The sequence below is a fragment of the uncultured Methanofollis sp. genome (genome assembly GCF_937919355.1).
GTDB lineage: Archaea > Halobacteriota > Methanomicrobia > Methanomicrobiales > Methanofollaceae > Methanofollis.
The window spans coordinates 1-6,844 of sequence record NZ_CALFSA010000158.1 but is presented as its reverse complement, the minus strand read 5'-3'; the positions used below and the strand labels follow the sequence as shown (position 1 = coordinate 6,844).

The following is a 6,844-nucleotide window of genomic DNA, read 5'->3' as shown; positions in this document are numbered from 1 at the left end:
GAACAAGCGTAGCGAGTTCGAGAAGACTGTTAGGTCTTCGCTGGTAGTCCCCCGGTGGAGGGTGTGGGGAAGGCAGCGGGTCCGCGCCGCTCGTCCAGGGGTCCTGTCATCCACCCTCTATCCTGTATCGGGGGCAGTGGGCGTCAGCGAACTTGAGAAAAACGTAGTTTTTCGAGGTGTAGTCACCCAGAAGAGACACCGATCCACTGCCTTCTCCTAAACACGCGCTGGGGGACTACGCCGAAAATCAGAGATTTTCTTGTGCTCACTCCGTTCGCAGCCCCCAGACCTCGAAAGCCTGATGGCTTTCTCAAGCTCGCTCCGCTCGCACAGCGAAGACTTCGTCTTCTCGACTCCCTTCGGTCGTCCCCGCTCAGGATAGACGGGGATACGGCAATCTCCCCTCCGCGAATTTACATCGCTCTTCCCCCGTCCCATCCTGAGATTCGGGGGTCCGGGGGCGACTAGCGACAGCGAGAAGTCCCCCAGTGGAGGATGTGGGGAAGGCAGGGGGATGCGCACGGTTGTTTATGGAATCCGGGGGATCCATCGATCCGATCATTCCTGATTTTTCAGAGCCCCGGACTCCCTACCGAGATTGGAATCGCACTCGCCGGGCTGAAATATCTGGACATCCCCCGAATCTTACTGGGGGAGTACTTACAACAACTCCGAGAGCCTCCGCGGTCCGGGTGCACACCTCTCCTGGTGCGGGCAGCGGGTGCACGGCGGGTTAAGGGGCTTTCGCGGTATCCGCCCCTCCTCCACGATCTTTGCGGCGGCGATCGCCCTGACCATCGCCCGCCTGTCCCGCGGCCCCGGGGTGCAGAAGCGGAGCACCCCCGACGGGACGTACTCCACCCACCCACCTTCCACCTCAAGGCCGAGCGAGTCCCGCACGCAGGCGGTGTAGCAGGCGATACGGAGGCGGTCGGCCGCATGGACCCCGGCCTTCGGTGCCTCGCCCGCCCGCGTGACCGCAAAACCCGGCAGGACCGGGTCCACCTTGTCCACGACGCCCCTGACGCCGAGACGCTCCGACGAGACCGGGACGTCGAAGTCAGAGAAGAGTATCCACTTTTTATCCCGGCAGTTCTCCATGCACTGCGCGAAGAGGTGGTGCTCCTCTTCGCCCGCGCGAGGGAGGACGGTGAGCACCTCATCCCAGACCTCTGCCGGGTCGAAGGGGGTGCCGAGGTGGTACGAGACCTGCTTGCAGACCGCGTACCGTGGCGGTTCCTCTCTCTCCTCCTGCCTGTCGAGATAGAGGCGGAGGGGGCAGAAGTGGGCGGCGGCGACCGATGCGACGCCGACCTTCCCGCGGTCCCTGTCGGGTACGTCCATCGCACAAACCCTTAATGGGTACCTGCTTATACCTTATGCTATGTCTCAGAACGAGATTGCGGTCAATCTTCCGCAGACTCTCGACCCGGTCTATGCAAACCGCATCCAGGTCGCCTATAAGGAGGACGAGTTCACGTTCATCTTCCTCCACGAAATCCCGGGCACGAACCAGGCCCGGGCGAAGGCGATCGTCTCCATCACCCCGAAACATGCAAAGAACCTCATGGCCGTCCTCGCCCGGAGCATGAAGGACTACGAGGAGAAGTTCGGGACGATCCAGCCCCCCGCGGAGAAGACCGGGGACGCGAACGTGACCATGCGGGGCTATTCATAAGCACGGTCCCTCCTGACCGTCGCTCTTTTTTCCGGCACCTCCTCTGCCGGTATTATATACCGGTTCATACTCCCTCACAGTCGGGACCATGATCCGCCAGATGGGCAGGTACCGGCAGATCGTCGGCGTTCTGGTGAAGTACGGCCTGGGTGCCGTCGTCGAGGGCGTCTTCCTCCCTTCGTTCAGGTTCAGGTTCAGGAAAGGACCTGAGGCAGGTGGCGTCGATCCCCTGTACCACCGGGTCCGCCTGGCGATCGAGGAACTCGGCCCCACCTTCATCAAATTCGGGCAGATCCTGAGCACCCGCCGGGAGGTGCTGCCACGGGGCCTTGTCGAGGAACTGGAGACTCTGACAGACACCGTGGCCCCCCTCCCCTTTGAGGCGATCCGGCCGATCGTCGAGGACGAGTGCGGCCCGATCCCGGAGGCCTTCGCCTCCTTCGATGAAAGACCTGTTGCGGCGGCGTCCCTCGCCCAGGTCCACCGGGCCGTCCTGAAGGACGGGACAGTCGTCGCCGTCAAGGTGCAGCGCCCCGGCATCAGGAAGGTGATCGAGGACGACCTGGAGATCCTCTCCTCCCTTGCGAGGCGTATCGAACGCCACCGCCCCGACCTTGCGGTCTACAACCCCACCGGCCTCGTGCAGGAGTTCGCCCTCCATATCAGGCGGGAACTCGACTTCGTGCAGGAAGGGAAGAACGCCGGGGCCCTCGCCCGTAACCTTGCCGACTGCCCCCGTGTCGTCGTCCCCACCATCTTCTGGGAGTACTCCGGGCCCCGCCTGCTGACCATGACCTTCATCGATGGCGTGCGGATCGACGACCTCGACGGGATCAGGGCACTCGGCGTCTCTCCGGCACGGATCGCCGACGTCCTTCTCGCCGTGTACCTGAAGCAGGTCTTCGAGGACGGGTTCTTCCACGCCGACCCCCACACCGGGAACCTGCTGGTCACAAAGGGGGGTTCTCTCGCCTTCGTCGACTTCGGGACGGTCGGCATACTCCGCCCGGAGCGCCGGGACGCCTTCATCCGCCTCGTCTCCGGGGTCGTCGACGAGGACACGGACGCGGTCGTCGAGGCCTACCGCGACCTCGGGATCGCCCCGCAGGACGGGTCTCTCGACCTCTTCAAGGACGAGATCTATTCCACACTCCGGGGCCTCGGGTCGTACGAGATCGGCCAGGTCGATATCAGGGGGGTGATGGAGGAGATCCCGGAGACCCTCAGGCGTTACCACCTCCGCGTCCCTCTCCCCATGATGCAGGTGATCAAGGTCCTCCTCTTCCTCACGACGATCTGCATGGACCTCGACCCTTCCTTCAATTTCCCGGCGCGGGCCGCCCCGGCGGTCAGGAGGATCCACCGGCGGCACTTCTTCTCGGCCGAAAACCTGGAGCACATGGTGGCGTCGGCACACAGGCAGGTCAGGGACGCGGCCGACCTCCCGCAGACGGCGAACACCACGCTCAGGAAACTCTCGACTGGCGACGTCACCATCGGCATCGTGAGCACGGACCTGGCGGCCCTCGCCGCCGCTGTCAGGTACGCCGCGAACATCCTCCTCGTCGGCATGGTCGCGGCCGGGTTCGTGCTGGGTGCGGCGGTGATCATGCTCTCCTCCGAGCGCCCGGGCAGTCAGACGATCTGTGGGGCGTTCTCCTCCGTCACTCTCTCCGGCTTTGCTGCAGCGATCATCCTCACCCTGGTGGTCCTCTATCTCGTGCTGACCCGGCGCTGATCTTCGGTTTCTGGGCGGGCTACCTCCTGCGGGAGCGTCTCCTCATCCCCGCGGCCCTCGGTCTCCTCCTTGCCGCGCTCTTCCTCGCCCTCCCCCGGCGAGGCGGGGGTCGGGGCCCCCACCGATGAGTATCTTTATAATTCCGCGGTGTCAATATGATAGAGTACCTGCCGCCGTGGCTTAGCGGTATAGCGGCTGATTCGTAATCAGCAGGTCGAGGGTTCAATTCCCTCCGGCGGCTCTGGCTCTTTTTGATCCGGTCTTTTTGAAAACAGAGTCTTTTTGTGCCTCTAATACTCGTTATGATCGGCGCAACACTTTTACATCAACACTGTTGATTATGGTATGCCCTGCGAGAGGATGAACCGCACTGCGCAAGGCGTGTCGCCAGGATGTACCGGCGCATGTCCGGCGCCATCATCATCCCTCTGTCAATCCCATGATCTCATCGTATTTCTGCCAATCCACATCTGCGTCTACCGACTATCGAGCTGGTCTTTCGATCCAGTGTGCGTCATTCATGTTGATCGTCACCTTGCTGTCCGGGACAGCATATAGATCCACACGAAGATTTTCATCTCTCTCTGCTTCGTACTGAGCATAAGCGGCGTCGTACGTTGCGAACACCCCAGAGATCAGGTGGGTGTAACGGTTAACAAGAGGGTACAGGTCCTTCCCCCACGATCACGTCCGGAGGATCGTAATCGTTTAAAGTGGGGGTGCCGGATGGTGGTGCGATCATTGTAAGTATGATCAATACTTACAATCCTACCATGTCTGCAACAAAGCGCGTGCCCGTCTCAGAAGGGGTATGGTCTGACCTCTCTACCCTGAAAGGCCCTGGTCAGACCTATGATGATCTCCTTGCCTCAATGATCGAGCAGGAAAAGAAGCGGCGCTTCATCGAAGACATGGACCGCATCGAAGAAGAAGGTGACTTCGTGGAGCTGGACTTTGGCGTACAAAATTCTGATTGATCGGAAGGTCGGAGAGTCCCTTCATCGCCTCAGTCCAAAAAGCCAGCGGATCATCATGGACAAACTCTCCACTCTTGTCGAGGATCCCTATCCCGGCACCGGCAGCGATAAAGAGCGCCTCTGTGTGCAAGGCCGTGATGATACCTATCGACTTCACATCAGCCACACCTACACCACATTTTACCGGATCCACGAACCAGAAAAAGAAGTGCTGATTCTCGCGGTGATGTCAATCGAGCAGGCACACAAAAAATATGGGTGGTTCTGATAGGCTAGTGTCGGGGATCACTGAACTTTTTCAGTTGCGCTTTCTTTCATCGCCAGGAAATGGGCGGAACTAGTTGAGAATAAACAGGGCGATTCCGATAATAATCACTAATAAAATCCCAATAGCAGCCATCACGATCTTTCGTTTGGTCTGCCAAGAGTATTTTTCATAACTTTCGGTGTAAAAATGTGGATATCCGATGCAATGGTGATTTTCCGGCAAGCGGTGGTCGGAACAAAAATGCCCTCCACACCGCCGACATGTGTATGGTAGTCCATGGGTCTCGCGACCACAAATATCGCACTTGGTCATATCAAATAAAAAATGATAATGTGATATAAATGTTCCAGAATGTATTTTTAATGCAGGGTCAGCCCTCCCTCTCGATGATACTTTTCTCGCATCGCAACCCTCGGGCCTACTGAAGATCTTACTTCGCATCTGCACATGCAGACGTGAAAATGCTACGGGGAGATCGACATGGCCACCCCAGCAAGCCAGTACGCGGGGTGGATCCGATGCTGGGATTTTCCGCAGGCAGGATTCAAGCAGACGATCGGGTATTGCCTGGAGAGGTGAGGATGAATTCTTTTTCAAAATGAATCGGTTCTGGCGTCTCTCCTGCTATGTAGGTAGAGTGTCGGGTGATCACAGCCGACTTCAAACAGAACTCCGAGGAATTCTTTCTGAGATCCGGTTTTCAGAGGGCTTTGTTGAAAAATAAGGAGGATAATTAGGTATCATAAAAAAGATCGTATTTTTGCGAGAGTGCCTGCCACCGCGCGTAATTATATTCATCCAATACCGGGCCCATCGATTCAAGCCTCTTCATCTCCTGAGCATCCCGATATTCACCACTTGCATCCACGGATCTGGTTCCCCCCCGGAGATGGATGATCTCCACGTCTGACGTGATCGTGAAGCCTCCGACATAATCCTCCGGAATGTATGTGAGTATTGTTGGGCTGGTTGTTTCGATGAATGCATATCCACTATTCTGAAAATCGTATTGGGCGTCACATTTCACTCCGACGGCCATATGATCCGAAAAATCGAACAATACCACATCGTATCCTAACCTGTTTAAGAGATAGCCCAGGAGCAAAGACTTGTCTGAGCATACACCCTGATTGTTGTGAAGCGTCTCATAAGGATAGTACCAGTCGCTCTGTGTTCCGGCATATCGGCTCCAACTGTAGGGTATGTGTTGTACAAGGCTGACTGCGATTCGAGCCTGGGCGTCTGGTGAGTTTGATGTTTTTTGGATCTGCATTAAGAGGGGAGCCATATACTCGTCTTGGTAGGAATTTTCAACTAACTCCAGGACGACCTCATCCACAAAATCAGAATAATACGTATGACTTTCTTTTGAGAAATAATCGCTTAATCCCCCGTATGTTGTAAAACTCAGGGATTTTCTCCCCCCTGAATAGTATGGATAATTGTGCAATTTAGGGGCGTCCCCAAATGATTCCGAGGGATCGATAATGTCCCCAATAAGGGGGATATCCGAGGCTTTGAATCCCTGATCTCCTGTTTTGGTGTCAGAAAAACAAAAGGAGTCACCTAGCGGGGAAATGAGTGAAGAGATTTGAGGATAGAAGAAAGCTAAACCTACAATGATCGCTAGAACCCCAAAAACCTTCAAAATCTTTCGTTTTGTTCGCCGGGAGATTCTTTTTTTCGATTTTTTTTCGTAATGGCGCGGATAACCCCTGCAATAATGGTTTTCGGGCAACCTATGGTCAGAACAAAATTTTTCTCCACATCTCCTGCAGGTATAGGGCAGTTCTTTGATTTGACACCCGCAAAAATAGCATTTGGTCATATGCAATAACATACAATAACGTAAAATAAATATTTCTAAATGTGTCTTTTAAAATGAGATACTAAGAAATAAAATGCAGAGAACGGCTCTGTAGAAATCCTCATACTTGGATCAATGGATCCCCTGATCCCGTGAAAAGGTACGCGGATCCATTGCCTTCCTCACGATCTGGCCGGGGGACTACCAGCGAAGATCAGAGATCTTCTCATGCTCGCTGACACTCTCACAGCGAAGACTTCGTCTTCTCGAACTCGCTGACACTCTCACAGCGAAGACTTCGTCTTCTCGAACTCGCTGACGCTCTCACAGCGAAGACTTCGTCTTCTCGAACTCGCTGACGCTCTCACAGCGAAGA

Annotated in this window: 7 protein-coding genes and 1 tRNA gene; 6 read left to right on the top strand and 2 right to left on the bottom strand. The window is 56.2% G+C overall.

The genetic code is table 11. The annotated features are described in order from the left end of the window. The coding region (locus Q0520_RS07810; RefSeq protein ID WP_298668495.1) for a hypothetical protein at positions 1-220 on the top strand (220 nt) is incomplete at its 5' end. 440 nt (positions 221-660) lie between these two features. Here the strand turns inward: Q0520_RS07810 and Q0520_RS07805 are convergent. Beyond that, complete coding sequence (locus Q0520_RS07805) at positions 661-1,344, bottom strand: Dna2/Cas4 domain-containing protein (RefSeq protein ID WP_298668492.1); 684 nt, start codon at positions 1,342-1,344, stop codon at positions 661-663. A 40-nt stretch (positions 1,345-1,384) separates the two neighbouring features. Here Q0520_RS07805 and Q0520_RS07800 point away from each other — a divergent pair, with 40 nt between their 5' ends. The 5 genes from Q0520_RS07800 to Q0520_RS07780 all read left to right on the top strand — a co-directional run bounded on the left by Q0520_RS07800 (position 1,385) and on the right by Q0520_RS07780 (position 4,661). After that, positions 1,385-1,678, top strand: coding sequence for a DUF3467 domain-containing protein (locus tag Q0520_RS07800; RefSeq protein WP_298668490.1), 294 nt, complete (start codon positions 1,385-1,387; stop codon positions 1,676-1,678). Positions 1,679-1,766: 88 nt separating this feature from the next. Further along, positions 1,767-3,416, top strand: coding sequence for an AarF/ABC1/UbiB kinase family protein (locus Q0520_RS07795; RefSeq protein WP_298668487.1), 1,650 nt, complete (start codon positions 1,767-1,769; stop codon positions 3,414-3,416). Positions 3,417-3,585: 169 nt separating this feature from the next. Beyond that, positions 3,586-3,657 (top strand) — tRNA-Thr (locus Q0520_RS07790). A gap of 472 nt (positions 3,658-4,129) precedes the next feature. After that, entirely contained in the window at positions 4,130-4,393 is a 264-nt protein-coding gene (locus tag Q0520_RS07785; RefSeq protein WP_298668484.1) for a hypothetical protein, read from the top strand. Beyond that, on the top strand, positions 4,350-4,661 hold the full coding sequence (locus Q0520_RS07780) for a type II toxin-antitoxin system RelE/ParE family toxin (RefSeq protein ID WP_342765253.1): 312 nt from the start codon (positions 4,350-4,352) through the stop codon (positions 4,659-4,661). The genes Q0520_RS07785 and Q0520_RS07780 overlap by 44 nt, the downstream gene beginning before the upstream one ends. Before the next feature lie 733 nt (positions 4,662-5,394). Here Q0520_RS07780 and Q0520_RS07775 read toward each other — a convergent pair. Continuing rightward, positions 5,395-6,489 carry an AN1-type zinc finger protein gene (locus Q0520_RS07775; RefSeq protein WP_298668479.1) on the bottom strand — a complete coding sequence of 365 codons (1,095 nt, stop codon included), beginning with the start codon at positions 6,487-6,489 and terminating at the stop codon, positions 5,395-5,397. Positions 6,490-6,844 lie beyond the last annotated feature (355 nt).